At 71.2% G+C, this 22,927-nt stretch carries 1 protein-coding gene and 1 pseudogene; both read right to left on the reverse strand.

The features are described from left to right. Positions 1–102: 102 nt before the first annotated feature. A pseudogene (locus ACMTAK_RS06120) lies at positions 103–7,839 on the reverse strand (SDR family NAD(P)-dependent oxidoreductase); the annotation flags it as partial. A 52-nt stretch (positions 7,840–7,891) separates the two neighbouring features. Next, positions 7,892–22,882, reverse strand: a complete 14,991-nt coding sequence (locus ACMTAK_RS06125) for a type I polyketide synthase (RefSeq protein WP_413805212.1) — start codon at positions 22,880–22,882, stop codon at positions 7,892–7,894. Positions 22,883–22,927 lie beyond the last annotated feature (45 nt).

Below are 22,927 nucleotides of genomic sequence, written 5' to 3' on the forward strand. Positions count from 1 at the left end.
TGTGTGCCGCGCTGAATGCGGCCTCGGCGTGGGCGCCCGCCCGCCATCCGTCGATGCCGGGCGGGCGCCCGGCTGTCAGAGGCCGGCCACCCAGTCCTCGACGGCCTGGGCGGTGGTGTCCGCGTGCTTCTCCATCATGGTGAAGTGATCTCCGGGCACATCGATGGCGGAGTCGGCGGGCCAGTCCGCCTGCCAGCTCTGCGCCTCCGCGTCCGGGGCCGCCCGCAGCACCGGCTCCGTCGCACGAATCTGGAGGCTGGGAACCGAGATCTGCGGCGGCTTCCACCCCTCGAGCAGGTGCACGTACCAACCCATGGCGGACATCCGGACACCCTCCATGGAGACGAGCTCGTCCCGCTCGTACATTTCGTCCGTCCAGGCGTCCTCGAACTGGCCGAGCTTCGTGGTGTACGGAAGGTAGGTGTCCATCAGGACGACTCCTGCGGCCGGTGTGCCCTGGCTCTCCATGGCGGCGGCCACCGCGTGGGCGAACATTCCTCCGGCCGAGGAGCCGCACAGGACGACCGAGTCGCCTTCGGCGTACTCGGCGACGACCCGCGCCTGCAAGCGGAACAGCGCGTCCAGGGTGGCCGGAAGGCTCTCACCGTGGACGGACCCCACGGTGCCGAGAGCCGCCACATCCCGGTTGCCACGGAACGGCGCGGCGAACCGCGCGTACTGGTGGACGCCGCCCAGGGCGACATGGGAGGAGAAGCACACCAGCCGGGGGCGCCCAGGACCCCGGGAGAGCCGCGCGGGCCTGATGTTCCCCTCGAAGTCGGCGGGGTCCTCGAAGGTCGGACGGAGCTGCGCCGCGTTCATCAGCAGATCCATGCCGATCTTGTGCTTGCCCTGCTGCGCCGCCTGCCGGTAGAGAGAGCCGAGGGTGTCGGGCGCGTTCGCCTGCGGCGCCGCGGCAACGGGCTCGGTCACGGGCACGGGCACGGCGACCGGAACGGCCGGGACGGTCTGCTCCTGGGCCTGGCGGCCGATGGGGCTGGACGCGACCTCGGCCGCGAGCCTGGGCCGCAGATGGGCCACCATCTCGCCCGGGCTCGGGTGGTCGAAGACGACCGTGGTGTTCAGCCGGAGGCCGGTGAGGGCGGCGAGCTGGTTACGGAATTCCACCGCGGTAAGGGAGTTGAAGCCCATCTCCAAGAACTCGTGGCCGGTGTCGATGTCATTCGGCGATGCGAACCCGAGCACCGCGGCGGCGACGGTACGCACCAGTTCGAGAAGCACCTCGTCCGTCTCGGCCTCCGACAGCCCAGCCAGCCGCTGCCGCAGCTGTCCCGGCTGGTCCACCTCGGACTCCGCCGCCCGAGCCGCACGGCGGACCGGGGAATCCGGGACGACGGAACGGAACACGGCGGACATCGCGGCGCCCTGGGCGCGCAGCGCACCGATGTCCAGCCGGGCGGGAATCACCACGGCCGTGTCGGAGACGACGCCCGCGTCGAAGAGCTCCAGGCCCTCCTCGGAGGAGAGCGGCACCAGACCGGTGCGCGCCACATCGTTCCACGCCGCGTCCAGCCGCTGGACCTCGTAGAGATCGCTCAGCAACGGGCTGGGCCGGACCGCGGTGAACGCGGGAGCGAACCGTTCCCAGTCCACGTCCACGACGGCCACCACACCGTCGTCACCCGCTATCGCGCGTTCCAGACCGGCGATCGCCGGCTCGGGCGCCATCCTGGGCAGGCCACGTCGCGCCAGCTGCTCCCCGGAGTCGTCCCCCGCCGCCATGCCGCTCTCGGCCCAGGGGCCCCAGACCACGGAGGTGCCGGCGAGACCCCGCGCACGACGGTCTTCCACCAGCGCGTCCAAGTAGGCGTTGGCCGCACCGTAGGCGGCCTGGCCACCGCTGCCCCACATACCGGAGACCGACGAGAAGACCACGAACGCGTCGAGCTCACGGTCGCCCAGCAGCTCGTCCAGGTTGACGGCGCCCGCCACCTTGCCCGATACCAGGGCGGCGACATCGGCCAACCCGCTCTCCATCAGTGGCACCACCCCGGTGGCCCCCGCCACGTGCACGACCGCCGTCAGCGGATGCTCCTCCGGCACCGCGGCCAGCACCGCGGCCAGCCGATCCCGGTCGGCCACATCACAGGCCGCCACGGTCACCCGGGCACCCAGCGCCTCCAGCTCATCGCGCAGTCCGGCAGCCCCCGGCGCGTCAAGACCCCGACGGCTGGTCAACACCAGATGCTCGGCACCACTACGCGCCAGCCAGCGGGCCGTATGAGCACCCAGCCCGCCCGTGCCACCGGTCACCAGCACGGTGCCCCGCGCCCGCCATGTCGCCTTACCGGTGGTCGCGGCCGACCGCACCAGACGGCGTACGAAGACACCGGAACCACGCACCGCGACCTGGTCCTCGCCGCCCTCGACGGACAGCACACCGGCGAGCCGCGCCGCGCCGCGCTCGTCCAGCGACTCCGGCAGATCGACCACACCGCCCCCCAGCAGCGGCAGCTCCAGCGCGACCACCCGGCCCAACGCCGCCACCATCGCCTGTACGGGGCTGGTGAGCCGGTCCGAACCGCCCACCGAGACGGCCCCCCGCGTACCGCTCCACAGCCGAGCCGAGATCTTCGCCTCGACCATGGCCCGCACCAGGGCCAGGCTCAGCGCGTAGCCACCCGGCAGGGCCGGGTATTCCGGGCAGGGCTTCTCGTCCAGGGCCAGCAGCGACAGGACACCTCCCAGCTCGGGCGCCCGCTCGGCGACCTCGCGCAGCCGTTCCGCCAGCGCGTTCGCGTCGAGGTCCCGCTCCTCCACCACGACCGAGACCACATCCGCACCGTGCCGCTCGAGCGCGGCGACAACGCCCGAGACCAGCTCGTCCTCGACGTGGGACGCCGGAACCACCACCGGCCAGGTCCCCGACAGCGACCCCTCGGCCACGTCCGGAACGGGCTTCCACGACACCTGGTAGCGCCAGTTGTCGGGTCCCTCCTGGGGTGTCACGCCGCTGCCCTGGGCCCACAGGCCCCACGCCAGCGAGACGCCCGGCAGTCCTTGAGCGCGACGCCATGACGCGAGGCCGTCCAGGAACACGTTCGCCGCGGCGTAGTTGCTCTGCCCGGCCGCGCCGAGCAGACCCGCCGTCGAGGAGAACAGCACAAACGCCGACAGGTCCATGCCCGCGGTCAGCTCATGCAGGTTCCAGGCCGCGTCCGCCTTCGCCCGCAGCACCGCGCTCGCCCGCTCGGGCGTCAGCGATGCGAACAGCCCGTCGTCGAGCACCTCGTCCGCATGCACCACGGCGCTCAACGCGAACTCCTCCGGCAGCCCCGCCAGCACCGAGGCGAGCGCCTCACGGTCCGCGGCGTCACACGCCGTGACCAGCACCTCGGCACCCGCGGCCTCCAGCTCGGCCCGCGATGCGGCCGCGCCGTCCGTCTCCGCACCCAGGCGGGACAGCAGCACCAGCTTCTTCACACCGTGCCGGGCCACCAGATGCCGGGCCGCCAGACCACCCAGACCGCCCGTGCCCTCCGTGACCAGCACGGCACCGGAGCCGAACACCTCCGTCCCGGGAGCGTCAGCCGCGGGCAGTGAACGTGCCAGCCGTGGCACGTGGACCTCGCCCGAACGCACCACCACCTGCTCCTCACGAGTAGCTATCACCCCCGCGAGAAGTCCCACCGCACGCCCGACGTCATCCGTGTCGACCAGCACCACCCGTCCCGGGTGCTCCGACTGCGCCGACCGCACCAGACCCCATGCGGCCGCGGCCGCCAGATCCCGCACACCGTCGCCGGTGTCAACGGCACCCCGGGTCAGCACCACCAGCGGGGTTCCCGCGAACCGGTCGTCCGCTACCCACGACTGAACGGTCTCCAGCACCTCACCGACCCGTGCGTGGACCTCGTCCACCACAGCGGAGCTGTCCGAAGCCACCGGCAGTACCACCATTCCGGGCATGCTCGTGCCCGCCGCCACGGTGTCACTCAGCGCCGCGGGGTCCGCGTACACATCGGCGGGGAAGAAGCCCGCCGCCTCCAGAGCGGCGCCCACGCCGAGGCGGTCGTCGACCAGCACCGCCCACCAGCCAGGTGCCACGCCCTCGGCGGGCTTCGTGGTGCTCGCCGTCCACTCCATGCGCAACAACGCGTCACCGGCCGCCCGGCCCAGGTTCTGCAACGCGGCGGCCTGCATGGGCCGGAAGACGAGGGAGTCGACGGAAGCCACCGGGCGGCCCGAGGCGTCGGCCATGGCCACCGATACGGCCTGCCGCCCGTCCGGGACGATACGGACTCGCAGCGCTTGGGCACCGACGGCTTCCAGGGAGAATCCCCGCCACGAGAACGGCATCAGATTCCCCGCGCTCGGCGCGTCGTCGCCTCCGCGCAGCGCGTTGTTGGCGCCGATCGCCTGGAGGGCCGCGTCGAACAGGGCCGGGTGCAGACCGAAGTACTTCGCGATGCCGTGCTGGTCCTCAGGCAGCTCGACGTCGGCGAACACCGCGTCGCCGCGCTTCCATGCGCGCCGCAGCCCGCGGTACGCGGGACCGTAGTACAGCCCATGCTCCTCGGCGTGCTCATAACCACCGGAGACGTCGACGGGCTTGGCCCCGGAGGGCGGCCACTTCGCGAAGTCGAAGGAGGCCGCCGGGGCGGGCGGGGTGAGCACACCGTGAGCGTGCCGCACCCACGGCTCCTCGAGGTCGGCCTTGTCGTCGGCCGGCTCCATCCGCGAGTACACGCTCACCTCGCGATGGCCCGAGGCGTCGGCCTCCGCCACCTCGACCTGGATCTGCACCCCTCCGCGCTCCGGCACCGCCAAGGGCGCCACCAGCACCAGCTCATCGACCCGGCCGCACCCGACCTGGTCCCCCGCTTGCGCGGCCATCTCCGCGAAGGCCGTCCCGGGCACGAGCGGCACCCCTTGCACCGCGTGGTCGGCGAGCCAGGCGTGCGTGGCCATCGACAGCCGCCCGCTGAGCAACACTCCGCCGCCGCCCGCGAGCGAGACCGCGGCGCCCAGCAGGGGATGCCACACCGCCCCGAGGCCCACCGATCCCACGTCGCCGACGGTCGCCACCGAGTTCAGCCAGTAGCGCTGACGCTGGAAGGCGTAGGTCGGCAAATCGACCCGTCGGGCACCACGGCCCTCGTACACCTTCCGCCAGTCGACGCCGACGCCAGTGACGTGCAGTTCGGCGGCGGAGGTCAGGAACCGCTCCAGGCCGCCCTCATCCCGCCGCAGCGTGCCCACGACCACCGCCCGCTTCTCAGCGGCCTCCACCGTCTGCTGAACGGGAAGCGTGAGGACGGGGTGCGGGCTCACCTCGGCGAAGACCGTGTGACCGTCATTCAGCAACGTGCGCGTCGTGGACTCCAGCTCAACGGTCTGCCGCAGGTTCCGGTACCAGTACTCCGCGTCCAGACCCGCCGTATCGACCTGCTCACCGGTCACCGTCGAGTAGAACGGCACCTCCGACGAACGCGGCTCGATGTCCGCCAGGACCTTCAGCAGCTCCTCGCGGATCCCCTCCACGTGCGCGGAGTGCGAGGCGTAGTCCACCGGCACCCGGCGGACCCGGATCTCCTCGCCCTCCAGCCGCGCGACCATCTCGTCCAGCGCACCCGGATCACCCGACACCACAACCGACCCCGGGCCGTTGACGGCCGCCACCGAGATCGCACCATCCCAGGCGGCGATACGCTCCTTGACCTGGTCGACCGGCAGCCCGACCGACACCATGCCACCACGGCCCGCCAGACTCGCCGCGATCGCCTGCGACCGCAACGCCACCACCTTCGCGGCATCCTCCAGCGACAACGCACCCGCGACACAGGCCGCCGCGATCTCACCCTGGCTGTGACCCATCACCGCATCCGGCACCACGCCCACCGAACGCCACAGCTTCGCCAGCGACACCATCACCGCGAACAGCACCGGCTGGACCACGTCCACCCGGTCGAAACCAGGAGCGCCCCCGGCGCCACGCAGCACATCCGTCAACGACCAGTCCACATGAGCCGACAGAGCCGACTCACACTCACCGATCGCCTCCGCGAACACCGGCGAGGACTCCAGCAGCCCCACCGCCATGCCCATCCACTGAGCACCCTGACCCGGGAACACGAAGACGGTCCTGGGTCGCTTCACCGTCTGTCCCTTGACCAGGCCCGGAGCGATCTCGCCCTTGGCCACGGCCTGGAGGCCGCGCAGGAGGCTGTCGCGGTCCTCGCCGATCACCACGGCACGGTGCTCGAGCGCCGACCGGGACACTGCCAGGGAGTAGCCGATGTCCGCCACCGACGCGAGTGCGAGATCGTTGTCCTGGGAAGCACCCTGGGCCGTCAGACTCGCGTGCAGCCGCTCGGCCTGTGCCCGCAGCGCGGCCTCGCCCTTGCCGGAGACCAGCCATGGCACAACGGAGGAGGCGGCAGGCGCAGGCTCACCTCCGGCACCGGCCTGCGGATCGGCCGGCCCCGGCTCCTCGGCTTCGGGGGCCTGCTCGATGATGGTGTGCGCGTTGGTTCCGCCGATCCCGAAGGCCGAGATCCCCGCCCGGCGGGGCCGGCCTGTCTCCGGCCAGGGCCGAGTCTCGGTGAGCAGCTTCACGGCCCCCGCCGACCAATCCACATGGGGTGTCGGCTCGTCCACGTGGAGTGTCTTCGGCAGGATGCCGTGCCGCATGGCCATCACCATCTTGATGACCCCGGCCACACCCGCCGCCCACTGCGTATGGCCGATGTTGGACTTGAGGGCACCCAGCCACAGCGGCTGGTCCTCCGGCCGCTCCTGGCCGTAGGACGCGATCAGCGCCTGCGCCTCGATCGGGTCACCCAGTGACGTGCCCGTGCCATGCGCCTCGACCACGTCTACCTGGTCCGGGGTGAGTCCCGCGACATCGAGCGCCTGGCGGATCACCCTGCGCTGCGAGGGGCCATTGGGAGCCGTCAGACCATTGCTGGTGCCGTCCTGGTTGATTGCCGAACCTCGGAGAACGGCCAGCACCGGGTGGCCGTTGCGACGGGCGTCCGACAGCCGCTCCACGAACAGCACGCCGACGCCCTCGGACCAGTTGGTGCCGTCGGCGGCCGCCGCGAAGGGTTTGCAGCGGCCGTCGGTCGCGAGTCCTCGTTGGCGGCTGAACTCGGTGAACCCTCCCGGGAGGGCCATCACGGCGACGCCCCCGGCCAGGGCGAAGTCACACTCGCCCTGGCGCAGCGCCTGCACGGCCATGTGCAGGGCGACCAGAGACGATGAACACGCTGTGTCCACCGTCACCGCGGGGCCTTCGAGGCCGAGCACGTAGGAGATCCGGCCGGAGGTGACGGCAGGGTGTTGCCCTGTGAGCAGATGGCCTTCGACCTCTTCGGCCTCCATCGCCCCGGCCGCGCCGTACCCCGTGTTGGCACCGCCTATGAACACGCCGCCCGCGGCGCCCTTGACAGACAGCGGGTCGATGCCCGCCCGCTCCACGACCTCCCAGGACGTCTCCAGCAGCAGCCGCTGCTGGGGGTCCATCGCCAGCGCCTCACGCGGGGAGATCCCGAAGAACACGGGGTCGAAGAGCGCGGCGTCGTACAGGAACCCGCCCTCGTTCACATAGCTGGTCCCCTGGCTGTCCGGGTCGGGATTGAACAGCTCCTCGGGCCAGCCCCGGTCCTTCGGGAACGGTGAGAGCACGTCGACCCCGTCGGCGACGATGCGCCACAGCTCCTCCGGCGAGGTGACCCCACCAGGAAAACGGCAGCTCATCGCCACGATCGCGATCGGCTCCCGCTGCTTCGCCTCCACATCCCGAAGGCGCTGACGGGTGCGGTGCAGATCAGTCGTCACCCTGTTGAGGTAGTCGCGGAGCTTTGTCTCACTCATTGTTTGGCGCCACTTTCTTCGCAGTCAAAGTTCACGAGGTCTTGGGCAGGGTTCAGGAAAGGCCGAGTTCCTGGTCGATGAAGTCGAACAGCTCGTCGTTGGAGGACGATCCGATCCGTTCGGCCATATCTCCGGTGGCGTCGCCGCTCTCGGGGGCGTCATCCAGCCTGTTCAGGAACTCCCTCAGCCGTTCGGCCACCTTCGCCCGTACCTCACCCTCGGAGTCGAGCGCCGACAGGGTGGACTCCAGTCGGTCGAGTTCTCCGAAGACCGGCTCGGTCACGGGCCCGTCGGCGGGGGTGACCTCCTCGCGCAGGATCCGTGCGAGCGCCTCCGGGGTCGGGTAGTCGAACACCAGGGTCGCCGGCAGCCGCAGCCCGGTCTCCGCGTTGAGACGGTTCCGCAGTTCCACCGTGGTCAGGGAGTCGAATCCCATGTCCTTGAACGCGTGTTCCGGCTCGATCGCCTCTCCCGACGGGTAGCCGAGGACAACGGCCGCCTGGTCACACACCAGGTCCATGAGGACGCGCTCGCGCTCCGCTTCGGACTTCCCGGCCAGCTGCTGCTTGAGCGCGGCAGCCGGATCGGCGGCCGGCTCCACGGCCCTCCGCGCGCGTGCGCGCACCAGTCCGCGCAGCAGCGCGGGTACCGGCTCGCCCATCGAGGACAGGTCCATGGTGATGGGCACCAGGACGGCGTCGTCGAGATCGCAGGTCGCGTCGAACAGCGCGAGTCCGGCCTCGGGGGTGAGGGCGACCATGCCGTTCCTGGTCATCCGGGTGATATCGCTGTCGGCCAGTTCGGTGGTCATGCCGCCGTCCTGCGTCCACGGCCCCCATGCGAGCGAGGCCGCGGGGAGCCCTTCGGCCCTGCGGTGCTGGGCCAGGGCGTCCATGAACGCGTTGCCCGCCGCGTAGTTGGCCTGGCCGGCGCTGCCGAACGTAGCGGAGGCGGAGGAGAACAGGATGAAGGCGGACAGGTCGAGATCGCGCGTCAGCTCGTGGAGGTGCAGCGCGGCGTCCACCTTCGGACGCAACACCTTGTCCACCCGCTCCGGCGTCAGCGACTCCACCACACCGTCATCCAGCACACCCGCCGCATGCACCACGGCCGACAGCGGATACTCCGACCCGATCCCCGCCAGCAGCCTCTCCACCGACCCCCGGTCGGCGACATCACACGCCACGACCTCCGCCCGCGCACCGAGCCCCGCCAGCTCCGCCACCAACTCCGCCGCACCCGGCGCCTCCACGCCACGACGACTCGTCAGCACCAGACGCTCAACACCGTGCTCCACCACCAGATGACGGGCCAACAACGCACCCAGACCACCCGTACCACCAGTGATCAACACCGTCCCCCGACCATCCAGCGGCTTCGGGGTACCGCCCGAGGGGACCCGCGCCATACGCAGACCATGCACCGTTCCCTCACGGACCGCGACCTGCGGCTCCTCGGCGGCGAGCGCCGACCGTAGCGCCGAGGACACATCGCCGTGCTCCTCCGGGTCGAGGTCGACCAGGAGGAACTTCCCAGGGTGCTCGCTCTGCGCGGAGCGCAGCAGACCCCACACGGCCGCCTCGGCCGGGGTGCGCACGGGGTCGGAGTGTCGGACACCCATCGCGCCGCGGGTCACGAACACCAGATAGGAGTCGGCGAACCGCTCATCGGTGACCCACCACCGCACCAGGTCCAACGCCCGATAGGTGACGTCACGCACCCGCCCCACCAGGTCGTCGTCGTCATCGATGCCCACCGCCTCCGCGGTGCCCGTGACCATGACGACGTCGGGTACCGGGGCGCCGGACTCGATCGCCTCGCGCATCGCGGTCAGACTCGCGTATGCCTCCACCCCGGCACCCGCCGTCTCCAAGCCGGAGCGCACCCCGAGACCGTCCGTGCCCAGCACGGCCCACGTCCCCTCGGAAGCGGGAGCCGGCGCGGCGACGGGAACAGGGATCCACTCCAGGCGGAAGAGCGAGTCATGCCCGGCCGCCGGAGAACCAGGCGCCTGGATTTGCCCGTCCGCGACCAGTCGCAGCGCCAGGGAGTCGACGGAGGCCACGGGGAGGCCGGTTCCGTCGGCGACCTGGAGGCCGATCGAGTCAGGCCCGAGCGAACTGAGGCGCACCCTCAACTCCGAGGCGCCTACGGCCCGCAGCGAGACCCCAGTCCAGGAGAACGGAAGCCTGGCGGGCATCGGACCCTCATGCGGTACGAACATGACGGCGTGAAGCGCCGCATCCAGCAGAGCCGGGTGCAGCCCGAACTCCTCGGCGTCCGCGGCGCTCTCCTTGGGCAGACGGACCTCGGCGAAGACCTCGTCACCACGGCCCCACACGGATCGCAGCCCTTGGAAGATCGGACCGTAACCGAAGCCGCCCTCGGTCATCCGCTCGTAGACGTCCCCGATGTCGATCGGCTCCGCGCCCTTCGGGGGCCATACGGTGAGATCGACCTGCCCCGTCTCTCGCGGTGCGCCGCCCGGCGCCGGCGACAGCAGACCGGAGGCGTTCTGTGTCCACGGCTGTGTCACGGTGCCGTCTTCCAGCCGCGAGTAGACGTTCAGCGCACGCGCGCCGCTCTCGTCCGGCCCGCTCACCGCGAGTTGGAGGTGCACCGCACCCTGTTCGGGCAGCGCGAGAGGCGCCGTGAGGGTCAGCTCCTCGACCCGATCACAGCCCACCTTCTCGGCAGCGTGCATCGCCAGTTCGAGGAAGGCGGTGCCGGGCAGGAGAATCGTGCCCTGAACCATGTGGTCGACGAGCCACGGGTGGGTCTGCGGCGAGAGACGGCCGGTGAACAGGAAGCCGTCCGTGCCGGGCAGTTCGACGGCAGCGCCCAGCAACGGGTGCACCGGCGGGGTGAGCCCCACGGCGGTGACATCGCCGACGAACGTCGTCGGGGCCTCCAGCCAGTAGCGCTGCCGCTGGAAGGCGTACGTCGGCAGGTCAATCCGGCGGGCGCCGTATCCGGCGAACACCTTCGACCAGTCGACGTCGGCCCCGTTGACGTGAACCTCGGCGATCGAGGTCAGGAACCGCTCCAGACCGCCCTCATCACGGCGCAGCGTGCCCACGATCACCGCCCGCTTCTCAGCGGCCTCCACCGTCTGCTCAACGGGAAGGGTGAGCACCGGATGCGGGCTCACCTCGATGAAGGTGGCGTGGCCGCTGTCGAGCAGAGTACGGGTGGTGGCCTCCAGCTCGACGGTCTGCCGCAGGTTGCGGTACCAGTACTCCGCGTCCAGCCCGGCGGTGTCCACCAGCTCACCGGACACCGTGGAGTAGAACGGCACCCCCGAGGAACGCGGCTGAAGGTCCGCCAGGACCTTCAGCAACTCCTCGCGGATCCCCTCCACGTGTGCGGAGTGCGAGGCGTAGTCCACCGGGACCCGGCGAACACGGACCTCCTCGCCCTCCAACCGCTCAACCATCTCATCCAGCGCCCCCGGGTCACCGGAGACGACCACCGAACCGGGGCCATTGACCGCGGCGACCGAGATCGCGCCGTCCCAGGCGGCGATACGGTCCTTGACCTGGTCGACCGGCAACCCGACCGACACCATGCCACCGCGACCCGCAAGACCCACCGCAATGGCCTGCGACCGCAAGGTCACCACCTTCGCGGCGTCTTCGAGTGAGAGCGCGCCCGCGACACACGCCGCGGCGATCTCGCCCTGACTGTGACCCATCACGGCGTCCGGCTCGATGCCGAGCGAACGCCACAGCTTCGCCAACGACACCATCACCGCGAACAGCACCGGCTGCACCACATCCACCCGGTCGAAACCGGGAGCGCCCTCGGCACCACGCAGCACATCGGCCAGCGACCAGTCCACGTAGGCCGACAGGGCCGTCTCACACTCGGCCATCGCCTCGGCGAACACCGGCGAGGACTCCTGCAAGTCCACCGCCATACCCATCCACTGCGCCCCCTGACCGGGGAAGACGAACACCGTCTTACCGGCCCTCCCCGCCACACCGCGCACCACTCTCGGCGCGGTCCCGCCCCGCATGACGGCCTCGAGGCCGCGCAGCAGCTCCTCACGGTCCTCACCGACCAACACGGCCCGGTGGTCGAAGAGCGATCGGTTCGCCGCCAGGGAGTAGCCGACGTCCACAACGACCGCGGAATCGTCGGCAGCCGAGGCCAGCTGACCGAGCAGCCGTTCGGCCTGACCCCGAAGAGCCGCCTCGGTCTTACCGGACAGGACCCAAGGAACCGGGCCCGCGGTGGAGCCCGCGACATCCCCCGCCTGCTCCGTACCGGGCCCGTCAGCGGTCGGCGCCTGCTCGATGATCACATGCGCGTTGGTGCCGCTCACCCCGAACGCGGACACTGCCGCCCTGCGCACACGACCCGTCTCCGGCCAGGGCGTCGCCTCGGTCAGCAGCTCGACATCACCCGCCGACCAATCCACATGCGGCGACGCCTCATCCACATGCAACGTCTTGGGAAGCTTGCCCTCCCGCATCGCCATGACCATCTTGATCACACCAGCCACACCGGAGGCGGCCTGGGTGTGCCCGATGTTCGACTTCAACGCGCCCAGCAGCAGCGGCTGCCCCTCGGCGCGCTCCTGACCATAGGTGGCCAGCAGCGCCTGGGCCTCGATCGGGTCACCCAGCGAGGTGCCCGTACCGTGCGCCTCCACCGCGTCCACCTCGGCGGCCGAGAGGCGAGCGTTGGCCAGCGCCTGGCGGATCACCCGCTGCTGCGACGGACCGTTCGGCGCGGTCAGACCATTCGACGCACCGTCCTGGTTCACCGCCGAGCCCCGCACAACCGCAAGCACCTGGTGGCCGTTGCGCTCCGCGTCCGAGAGCCGCTCCACGAGCAGCACATCGACACCCTCGCTCCAGCCCGTACCGTCCGCCGCGGCCGAGAACGGCTTGCACCGGCCGTCCGGGGCGAGTCCGCCCTGCCGGCTGAACTCGACGAACGCCATCGGAGTCGCCATCACGGCCACCCCACCGACCAGCGCCATGGAGCACTCGCCCTGACGCAGCGACTGACAGGCCAGATGCAGGGCCACCAGCGAGGAGGAGCAGGCCGTGTCCACCGTGACGGCGGGGCCCTCCAGACCGTAGGTGTAGGAGAGACGGCCGGAGACGACACTGCCGGAGTTACCGGTCAGCAGATGGCCCTCGACGTCCTCGGGCACCGTCTCCAGGTTGGCGCCGTAACCGGAGCCCGAGGAGCCGACGAACACACCGACCTGGCTGCCCTTCAGCGACGCGGGGTTGATGCCCGCCCGCTCGAACACCTCCCAGGAGGTCTCCAGCAGCAGCCGCTGCTGCGGGTCGGTCGCCAGCGCCTCACGGGGCGAGATCCCGAAGAACCCGGGGTCGAACTCGGCCGCGTCGTACAGGAATCCGCCTTCACGGACGTAGAACCCGCCCGACTGCTCCGGGTCCGGGTCGTACATGCCCGCCAGGTCCCAGCCGCGGTCCGACGGGAAGGAGGAGATGGCGTCACCGCCGCTCTCGACCAGCTGCCACAGATCCTCCGGGCTGCGCACCTCACCGGGGAAACGGCAGCTCATGGAGACGATCGCGATCGGTTCATCGTCCACACCCGAACCGGCGGACGCCCCGGACCCGGCGGCGACCGCCACCGACGACACACCCAGCACCTCCGTCCGGAGATACGCCGCGAGCACCGAGGCACTGGGATAGTCGAAGACCAACGTGGCCGGGAGACCGAGACCGGTCTCGGCGACCAGCCGGTCGCGGAACTCCACCGCCGTGAGCGAGTCGAAACCCAAATCCTTGAACGCCCGCCCGGACTCGACCGCCTCCGTATCCGTGAATCCCAACACCGTGGCGGCGTGACCCCGGACCAGATCGAGCAGGACCCGGTCGGTCTCGGCCTCGCTCAGCCCCGCCAGCCGCTCCCGGAACTCCGCACCCGCGCCGAGCCCGGCGCCCTCGGTCTCCCCGGCCTCCGCCAGCACCCGCTCGACCTCGGGCAGATCACCGATCAGCGGACTCGGCCGCCCCATGGTGAACGAGGGGGCGAACCGCTCCCAGTCCACATCGGCGACCGCCACCACACCGTCATCACCCGCGACCGCCCCTTGCAACGCGGCGATCGCCAGATCAGGCGCCATCGCGGGCAGACCACGCCGCGCCAACTGCTCGCCACCATCGCCCTCCGCCATACCGCCCTCGGCCCAGGGACCCCAGGCCACGGCGGTACCGGCGAGACCGCGTCCGCGACGCTCCTCCACCAGCGCGTCCAGATATGCGTTGGCCACGCTGTACCCGGCCTGACCGCCGCTGCCCCACACACCCGCGATCGACGAGAAGACCACGAACGCGTCCAGCTCACGGTCGCCCAGCAGCTCGTCCAGGTTGACGGCGCCCGCCACCTTGCCGGAAACCACGTCGGCGACGTCGGCCAACCCGGTCTCCATCAGCGGCGCCACCCCATTGGTACCCGCCGCGTGCACGACCGCGGTCAGCGGATACTCCGCGGGAACGGCGTCCAGCACCGCGGCCAACTGCTCACGGTCGGCCACATCACAGGCCGCCACGGTCACCCGGGCACCCAGCGCCTCCAGCTCATCGCGCAGTCCGGCAGCCCCCGGCGCGTCAAGACCCCGACGGCTGGTCAACACCAGATGCTCGGCACCACTACGCGCCAGCCAACGCGCCACGTGACCACCCAGCGCACCCGTGCCACCGGTCACCAGCACCGTGCCACGCGGCCGCCACGACGTTCCGTCGCCCACGGCCGCGGCCGACCGCACCAGACGACGCACGAACACACCCGAGCCGCGCACCGCCACCTGGTCCTCGCCGCCCTCGGCGGACAGCACACCGGCCAGCCGCGCCACCGCACGCTCATCCAGCGTCTCCGGCAGATCGACGACGCCACCCCACAGCGGCGGCAGCTCCAGCGCGGCCACCCGGCCCAACGCCCACACCATCGCCTGCGTCGGATGGCGGAGCTTCTCGGAACGGCCCACCGACACGGCGCCACGCGTTGCGGACCACACCAAAGCCTCGACACGCGCCTCGACCACGGCCCGCACCAGAGACAGCGTCAGGGCGAGGCCGTTCGACAGGGCCAGGTGCTCCGGGCAGGGGTCCTCGTCCAGGGCGAGCAGCGACAGCACACCACTCAGCCCGGACACCTCCGCGACCGCCTCGCGCAGCCGCTCCGCCAACGCGTGCGTGTCAAGGTGCCGTTCGTCCACCACGACCGACACCACACCCGCGCCATGCCGCTCGAGCCCGGCGACGACACCCGAGACCAGCTCGTCCTCCGCGCGAGACGCCGGAACCACCACCAGCCACGTCCCCGACAGCGAGCCGTCGGCGGCCTCCGCAACCGGCTTCCACGACACCCGATAGCGCCAGCCATCGACAATGGACCGGTCACGGCTGTTGCGGTGGTACGCCGACAGAGCCGGCAGCACCGCGCTCAGCGGAGTCTCGGCATCGACGTCGAGCGTCTCCGTGAGCGTTTCGAGATCCTCACGCTCGACGACCTCCCAGAACCGCGTATCCACCGACGGGGCGAACCCCTCGGCGGTGAAGTCGCCGGGAAACGTCAGGCTCTCCAGCCAGTAGCGCTCCCGCTGGAAGGCGTAAGTGGGCAGCTCGACTCGCCGTGCGCCACGTCCCGCGAAGGCCCGTTCCCAGTCCACTCCGACGCCATTCACATGGAGCTCGGCCAGCGCCGTCGTCAGCGCCCGCGTCTCGGGACGGTTCTTGCGCAGCGCCGGGACCACGACGAGCGCCGAAGCCTTCTCGGCCGTCAGGCACTCGCGCGCCATCGCGGTGAGCACGCCATCGGGGCCGACCTCGACGAACCGGGACACGCCCTGCGCCTCGAGTGCCCGCACGCCGTCCGCGAACCGCACCGCCTCCCGCACATGGCGAACCCAGTATTCCGCAGAGCACACCTCATCGGCGGTGGCCGACTGACCGGTCACGTTGGATACCAGAGCGATCCTGGGCGAGGCGAACGACAGCTCTTCGACGACCTTGCGGAAGTCGCCGAGCATCGCGTCCATGCGGGGCGAGTGGAAGGCGTGGCTGACCCGCAGCCGGCGGATCTTACGCCCCTGCTCCGCCCACTGTCCGGCGATCTCCAGCACCGGTGCCTCGTCGCCCGCGATGACCACGGAGGTCGGGCCGTTGACGGCGGCGATGCTCACCTCGGCCTCGTGACCGGCGAGTGCCGGAGCGATCTCGTCCTCGGACGCCTGCACCGCCACCATGGCGCCGCCCTCGGGGAGCGCCTGCATCAGCCGGCCACGGGCGGCCACCAGCGTGCACGCGTCCTCCAGGGAGAACACCCCGGCCACATGCGCGGCCGCGATCTCGCCGATGGAGTGGCCGATCAGCACATCCGGAGTGACACCCCAGTGCTCCAGCAGCCGGAACAGCGCCACCTCGATCGCGAACAACGCGGGCTGGGTGAACGCCGTCCGGTCCAGCAGCCCGGCGTCCGCACTGCCCTCCGCCGCGAACACCACATCCCGCAGCGGACGGTCCAGCAGACCGTCCAGATGGGCGCACACCTCGTCCCACGCGTCGGCGAACACCGGGAAGGCGTCGTACAGCTCGCGGCCCATGCCGAGGCGTTGCGCGCCCTGGCCCGAGAACAGGAACGCCGTCTTACCGGCCGCGCCCGCCACGCCGCGTACGACGCCGGGCGCCGCCTCGCCGTTCGCGAGGGCCTCGAGGCCACGCAGCATGTCCGCGCGGTCCTCGCCGACCAGGGCGGCCCGGTGGTCGAAGAGAGACCGGCTCGTCGCCAGGGAATAGCCGACGTCCACAGTGGGCATGAACTCTTCGGTGGCCGCGGCCAGTTGGTCACGCAGCCGCTCGGCCTGGCCCCGGAGGGCGGCGTCGGTCCGGCCGGACAGGATCCACGGCACCGGGGCCGCGGCGGTGTCCGGGGCGTCCCCGGCGTGCGGGGCCTCCGGCTCGTCGGAGACCGGCGCCTGCTCGATGATCGTGTGCGCGTTGGTGCCACTCACACCGAACGCGGACACCGCCGCCCGGCGCGGATGGTCCGTCTCCGGCCATGGCACCGTCTCGGTCAGCAGCTCGATGTCGCCCGCCGACCAGTCCACATGCGGCGTCGCCTCGTCCACGTGCAAGGTCTTGGGAAGAACGCCCTCGCGCATGGCCATCACCATCTTGATGACACCCGCGACACCGGCGGCGGCCTGTGTATGACCGATGTTCGACTTGATGGCGCCGAGCAGCAACGGCCGGCCCTCGGGGCGGCCCTGACCGTAGGTGGCCAGCAGCGCCTGCGCCTCGATCGGGTCGCCGAGGGGCGTGCCGGTGCCATGGGCCTCGACCACGTCCACATCGGCGGAGGCCAGCCGGGCGCCGGCCAGCGTCTGCTCGATCAGCCGCTGCTGCGACGGGCCGTTGGGCGCCGTCAGACCGTTGGACGCACCGTCCTGGTTGATCGACGAACCCCGGATGACAGCCAGCACCTTGTGGCCGTTTCGCTGGGCGTCCGACAGCCGCTCCACGAGGAGCATGCCCACGCCCTCGGACCAGCCGGTGCCGTCGGCGTCCGCCGAGAACGCCTTGCACCGCCCGTCGAACGACAGCACGCGCTGGGCGCTGAACTCGATGAACGTACCCGGCGTGGCCATGATGGTCACACCGCCCGCCAGCGCCACCGAGGACTCGCCCTGCCGCAGCGACTGGCAGGCCAGGTGCAAGGCGACCAGCGACGACGAGCACGCGGTGTCCACCGTGACGGCCGGGCCCTCGAAACCGAAGGTGTAGGAGATGCGGCCGGAGGAGACGCTGGGGGCGCTGCCGAGCCCGAGGTATCCCTCCACTCCCTGGCCGTCGGCCAGGATGCGCGAGCCGTAGTCGTGGTAGTTGGAGCCGACAAAGACACCGGTCCGGCTGCCGCGCAGCGCCACGGGGTCGACCCCGGCGCGCTCGAACGCCTCCCAGGAGGTCTCCAGCAGCAGCCGCTGCTGGGGGTCGATCGCCAGCGCCTCACGGGGCGAAATCCCGAAGAAGCCCGGGTCGAAGTGGCCCACCTCGTCGAGGAAGCCGCCCGCCTGGACATAGCTGGTGCCGGACTTCCCGGGGTCCGGGTCGTAGAGGCCGTCGATGTCCCAGCCGCGGTCGTCGGGGAACGCGGAGATCACGTCCCGCTCGGCCATCAGCAGCTTCCACAGCTCCTCGGGGCTGCGCACCCCGCCGGGGAACCGGCAGCTCATGCCGATGATGGCGATCGGCTCATCGGTGGCGATGGGCTTGTCGAGCGCCTCCGGCCCGGTGGGCGCGGCGGCGGTGGCGCCACCGGTGACCGGCTGCTCGCCGAACATCTCGGTGTGCAGATACCGGGCCAGCACCGTGGCGGTCGGGTAGTCGAAGACACAGGTGACCGGGAGTCGGAGGCCGGTGACCACGCCGAGGCGGTTGCGCAGCTCGACGGCGGTCAGCGAGTCGAAGCCGAGGTCGCGGAAGGCCCGGTCGGCCTCCACCGCGTCCGCGCTGTCGTAGCCGAGGACATCGGCGGCCTGGTTGCGCACCAGCTCCAGGAGCAGCTTGGGCTGTTCGGCGGCGGGCAGCTCCGCCATCTCCCGGCGCAGCGCGGAGATCGCGTCGTCGCCGTCGCCCGCGTCCGCGCCACTGGCGGCGGCCGGGCGGTTCAGCTCGGGCACCTCGCGGAACAGCGCGTTCGGGCGTGAGCCGACGAAGTCCGGCTGGAAGCGGTCCCAGTCGATCTCGGCGATGACCAGGAAGGTCTCATCCAGTTCCAGGGCCTGCTGCAGTCCGGAGATGGCCAGCTCGGGCACCATCCCGACCATGCCGGAACGGTCCATCCGCTCGCCGACCTCGCCGGAGCCGAGGCCGCCTCCGGCCCAGGCGCCCCAGGCGATGGAGGTGGCCGGAAGGCCGTCCGCGCGCCGCTGCAGCGCCAGCGCGTCGAGATAGGCGTTGCCCGCCGCGTAGCTGCCCTGGCCGGGGCCGCCCAGCGTGCCCGCCCCGGAGGAGAACAGCACGAAGGCCGACAGGTCCATCCCGGCGGTCAGTTCGTGCAGATTCCGCGTGGCGTCCACCTTCGGGCGCAGCACCCCGGCCGCACGGCGCACCGTCAGGGCGTCCAGGACGCCGTCGTCCAGCACACCGGCGGTGTGCACCACGGCGGTCAGCGGGAACTCCTGCGGAATGCAGTTCAGTACTGCGGCCAGCGCATCCCGGTCGGCCGCGTCACACGCCGCCACGGTCACCCGGGCGCCGAGGCCCTCCAGCTCCGCCTTCAGCTCGGCGGCGCCCTCGGCCTCCATGCCACGACGGCTCGTCAGCACCAGATGCTCGGCACCCGTACGCGCCAGCCAGCGGGCCACATGGCCACCCAGCGCACCCGTACCACCGGTCACCAGCACCGAGCCCCGGCTCTGCCAGGAGCTGCGGCCCTCGGCGTCCTCGGCCGCCGTGGCACGCACCATGCGCTTGGCGAACACACCGGAGCCGCGCACCGCGACCTGGTCCTCGCCCTCCGTGCCCGCCAGCACTCCGATGAGACGGGCCACCGCGCGGTCGTCCATGGTCTCGGGCAGATCGACCGCGCCGCCCCAGCGCTGGGGGTACTCCACGCCGACAATGCGGCCCAGGCCCCACACCATCGCCTGCAGCGGGTTCCTCAGCCGGTCGGAGCGGCCCACGGACACCGCGCCCCGGGTGCCGCACCACAGCGGCGCCACCACACCGGCGTCGCCCAGCCCCTGGACCAGCGCCACCATGGCCGCAAGTCCCGCGGGCACCACCTCGAACGTCCCGTGGCCGGACTCGTCAAGACCCAGCAGCGAGAACACGCCCGCCACGCCCGAGGTCTCCGCCCCGGCCTCGTCGAGCGCCCCGCGCAGCCGCTCCGCCACGGTCCAGCGGTCGTTGCCCGATTCGTCGAGCACCACCCGGACGATGTCGGCGCCGCTCGTCTCCAGCCCGTTCACCGTGGCGGACACGAGGGCGTCGTCGGCGTGCGACGCGGGGAGGACGACGAGCCAGGTGCCCGAGAGGGCCGCATCGATGGCGGACGCCAGGGGCTTCCAGACCACCTTGTAGCGCCAGCTGTCCACCGTGTTCTGCTCACGGCGCTGACGGCGCCAGGACGACAGGGCGGGAAGCAACGCCGTCAGCGACGACTGCTGCTCCTCGTCCTCCACCTCCAGCGTGCGGACCAGCGCCGCCAGGTCCTCGCGCTCGACCGCATCCCAGAAGCGGGCGTCCACCGCGTCCGCGCCCAGAGCGTCGACGGTGGCCGACATCTCCGCGACCGACACATCCAGCCAGTACCGCTGACGCCGGAAGGCGTAGGTCGGCAGCTCCACCCGGCGGGCGCCGCGGCCCTCGAGCAGCGCGGTCCAGTCCACCGTGACGCCACGCACGAACACCTCGGCGGCGGAGGCCAGGAACCGTTCCGGACCGCCCTCGTCGCGCCGCAGCGTGCCGACGACAACAGCCTCGGCCTCGGCGGATTCAACCGTCTGCTGCACGGGAAGGGTGAGCACTGGGTGCGGGCTGGCCTCGATGAACACGGCGTGGCCGTCGTCCAACAGCCTCCGGGTGGTGGCCTCCAGCTCAACGGTCTGCCGCAGGTTGCGGTACCAGTACTCGGCGTCCAGACCGGTCGTGTCCACCAGCTCGGCGGACACCGTGGAGTAGAATGGCACCTCCGAGGCGCGTGGCTCGATATCGGCGAGGACCTTCAGCAACTCATCGTGAATCTCTTCCACGTGCGCGGAGTGCGAGGCGTAGTCCACCGGCACCCGGCGGACCCGGATCTCCTCGCCCTCCAGCTGGGCCACCATCTCATCCAGCGCACCCGGGTCACCGGACACCACCACGGAGCCGGGGCCGTTGACGGCGGCGACGGAAATGGCGCCGTCCCAGGCGGCGATGCGCTCCTTGACCTGCTCGACCGGCAGGCCGACCGACACCATGCCACCGCGGCCCGCAAGGCCCACCGCGATGGCCTGCGAGCGCAACGCCACCACCTTGGCCGCGTCCTGCAGCGAGAGCGCACCGGCCACACACGCCGCGGCGATCTCGCCCTGGCTGTGGCCCATCACGGCGTCCGGTTCGACACCCACCGAACGCCACAGCTTCGCCAGCGACACCATCACCGCGAACAACACCGGCTGGACCACATCCACCCGGTCAAAACCGGGCGCGCCCTCGGCGCCACGCAGCACATCCGTCAACGACCAGTCCACATACGCCGACAGGGCCGTCTCACACTCGCCGATCGTCTCCGCGAACACCGGCGAGGACTCCAGCAAGTCCACCGCCATGCCCACCCACTGCGCCCCCTGACCGGGGAACACGAAGACCGAGCGGCCGGTGTCGCCGGTCCTCCCGCGCACCACGCCGTTCGCCGTGGAGGTGTCCTCGGCGACCGCCTCCAGCCGCTGGAGGAGTTCATCGCGGCCGGTGCCGGTCACCACGGCCCGGTGCTCGAACGCGGACCTGGTCGTGGCCAGCGAGAGCGCCACGTCCGCGGCGCTCAACTCCGAGCGCTCCATGAGGAATTCCCGCAGCCGCCCGGCCTGCGCCCGCAGCGCGTCCGCGCCACGGCCCGACACCGGCCACGCCACCGGACCGTCGGCGGCCTCCGCCTCGCCGGCCTCCGTCGGCTCGGTCTCGGGAGCCTGCTCCAGGATGGTGTGGGCGTTGGTGCCGCTCATGCCGAACGAGGACACGGCGGCGCGGCGCGGGTGGTCCCGGTCCGGCCACGGGGCCGTCTCGTGCAGCAGGGACACGGCGCCGCCGGTCCAGTCGATGTGCGGTGAGGGCTCCTCCGCGTGAAGCGTCTTGGGCAGCACACCCTCGCGCATGGCCATCACCATCTTGATGACCCCGGCGACACCGGCGGCGGCCTGGGTGTGCCCGATGTTGGACTTGATGCCGCCCAGCCACAGCGGCTGGTCGGTGGGCCGGTCCTGCCCGTACGTGGCCATCAGCGCCTGGGCCTCGATCGGGTCGCCGAGGGTGGTGCCCGTCCCATGGGCCTCGACCGCGTCCACCTCGGCGGCCGACAGCCGGGCGCTGGTCAGCGCCTGCCGGATGACCCGCTGCTGCGAGATGCCGTTGGGAGCCGTCAGACCGTTGGACGCGCCGTCCTGGTTGATCGCCGAGCCCCGGACGATGGCCAGCACCTCGTGGCCGTTGCGCTGGGCGTCGGACAGCCGCTCCACAAGCAGCATGCCGACGCCCTCGCCCCAGCCGGTGCCGTCGGCCGCGGCCCCGAACGGCTTGCACCGGCCGTCGGCCGCCAAGCCGCGCTGCCTGCTGAACTGGACGAACGCCGACGGGGTGGACATCACCGTGACGCCACCGGCCAGCGCGAGTGTGCATTCGCGCTGACGCAGTGCCTGAACGGCCAGATGCAGGGCCACCAGGGAGGACGAGCACGCGGTGTCCACCGAAAGCGCGGGTCCCTCAAGACCCATGGTGTAGGAGATACGGCCGGAGACGATGCTCGCCGCGTTGCCGGTGCCCGAGTGGCCCTCGACGTCGTCGAGACTCTCGGAGGCACCGAGCATGAGCATGGAGTAGTCCTGGCCATTGGTCCCGACGAAGACGCCGGTCCTGCTGCCACGCAGGGACATCGGGTCGATACCCGCCCGCTCGACCGCCTCCCACGACGCCTCCAACAGCAATCGCTGCTGCGGGTCCATCGACAGCGCCTCACGCGGCGAGATTCCGAAGAACGCCGGATCGAACTGGTCGACCTTCTCCAGGAATCCGCCTGCGGTCGTGTAGCTGGTGCCGGGGCGGTCCGGGTCCTCGTGGTAGAGGGCATCGATATCCCAGCCCCGGTCCGTGGGGAACTCCGAGATCGCGTCGGTACCGTCCGCCACCATGCGCCACAGGTCTTCGGGGGAGCTCACGCCTCCAGGGAACCGGCAGCTCATGGCGACGATCGCGATCGGTTCCTGGTCGGCTGACTCGGCCTCAAGAAGGCGCTGGCGAGTCTGCTGGAGGTCCGCGGTCACCCGCTTGAGATAGTCGAGAAGCTTTTCTTCGTTCATTGCGATATCACCCAGTAAGTAGTAAGGAGCGATCCTCGGGAATTG

This window comes from Streptomyces lacaronensis (assembly GCF_047337785.1).
Taxonomy (GTDB): Bacteria; Actinomycetota; Actinomycetes; order Streptomycetales; family Streptomycetaceae; genus Streptomyces; species Streptomyces lycopersici.

What these genes read in the sequence shown, in the direction of transcription:
- ACMTAK_RS06125 (WP_413805212.1), bottom strand. Translation starts at nt 22,882, where the DNA reads ATGAACGAAGAAAAGCTTCTCGACTATCTCAAGCGGGTGACCGCGGAC.